General features: G+C 64.5%; 1 protein-coding gene. It reads right to left on the bottom strand.

Going from position 1 to position 440, the window contains the following annotated elements; all coding sequences use genetic code 11:
- Positions 1-399: lyase family protein (locus AC1DCG_RS25135; RefSeq protein ID WP_477041757.1), on the bottom strand; the 399-nt coding region annotated here is incomplete at its 3' end.
- Positions 400-440 lie beyond the last annotated feature (41 nt).

The following is a 440-nucleotide window of genomic DNA, read 5'->3' as shown; positions in this document are numbered from 1 at the left end:
GTGCGAGGTGTTGTTGATGTCTTCCGAGGTGCAGGCGAAGTGGATGAACTCGCTCGCGGCCTCCAGCTCGGCGTTGCCCTTGACCTGTTCCTTGAGCCAGTACTCCACGGCCTTGACGTCGTGGTTGGTCACGGCCTCGATGTCCTTGATGCGGGCGGCGTCGGCTTCGGTGAAGTTCTCCACCAGTGCCTGCAGCTTCGCCTCGGAATCGGCCGAGAACTTCGGCACGTCCGGCAGGCCGGCCTGGGCCAGGGCGATCAGCCAGTTGACCTCGACCTTCACGCGATTACGCATGAAGGCCGCCTCGGAGAGCCACTCGCGCAGCGCGTCGGCCTTGGCGGCATAACGGCCATCGATGGGAGACAGTGCGGTGAGCGGCGAAAGGGATGGGGTGGACATGCTGGCAACCGGGAGAAAGAGGGAAGACGGGTTTCCGCGGG

It is taken from the genome of Caulobacter sp. 10L414, from assembly GCF_056395525.1.
The sequence above is the reverse complement of the archived record's forward strand: the minus strand, read 5'-3'. Positions and strand labels throughout refer to the sequence as shown.